The 759-nt window shown below is 60.6% G+C and carries 1 protein-coding gene; it reads right to left on the bottom strand.

The genetic code is table 11. From position 1 onward, the window contains the following. Positions 1–37 precede the first annotated feature (37 nt). Positions 38–759, bottom strand: a 722-nt coding sequence (locus tag E7681_RS18915) for an efflux RND transporter periplasmic adaptor subunit (RefSeq protein ID WP_211089840.1), incomplete at its 5' end; no start/stop codon positions are given.

Raw genomic sequence — 759 nt, 5'->3', positions numbered from 1 at the left:
AGGTTGCCCGCCGTCGGATGGCCCGTGAACCAACGTATCATGGCTGGACCTCGATCGGCGTCAGCGCCATGCCGGGAATAGCAGGAGCGATGTCGTCGATGACGACGATTTCGCCCGGCTCGATTCCGTCGGCGATGACGATGCGCCCATTCTGAGAAAGGGCAACAGAGACCGGGCGCAATTCTAAGAGGCCACCGGGACCGACGACGCGTACCATACGGCCGTGGAGCGCTGTTTCAGGAATTACAATGGCATCGGTGAGCGGCGCGCCTTGGAAGGAAATCAGCACTTGCATGTTTGGAACCAGCGGCATGCGGTTTGGTGGGTTAGCTCCAGCGTATGGATTATCGACTGCCACCACGACCGGCACCGTCCGAGCGCGGGCGTCAAGCGCCCCCTCGACCCGACTAATGTGGGCTGACCACATCTGCGATGGATCTGACAACGGACTGAGAACCACATCAATCTGCGTGAAGGGCATGGCGCGCATCATCTCTGAAACAGAGATCGCATCAGGTGTGTCGCCCAATAAGCCGCGAAAGCTGTCGATCGGCAGATGCGCCACGACCTCAGCGGCTGCGATGCCATTAGCACGGATAACGACCTGACCAGGAGCGACGGTTTGAAACAGCTCGGCACCGACCTCGGTGACTCTTAGGTCGAAAGGCGTTCTTATCCCAGTGTGTTCCAGCGCCCTCAAGGCCCGCGCAATGGCGGCCTCGCTGCGTGCGATCTGTGCTGCGATCCGGGCCTCACGAG

This window comes from Thalassobius vesicularis (genome assembly GCF_004799325.1).
In the GTDB taxonomy this organism is placed as follows: domain Bacteria; phylum Pseudomonadota; class Alphaproteobacteria; order Rhodobacterales; family Rhodobacteraceae; genus Thalassobius; species Thalassobius vesicularis.
The sequence above is the reverse complement of the archived record's forward strand: the minus strand, read 5'-3'. Positions and strand labels throughout refer to the sequence as shown.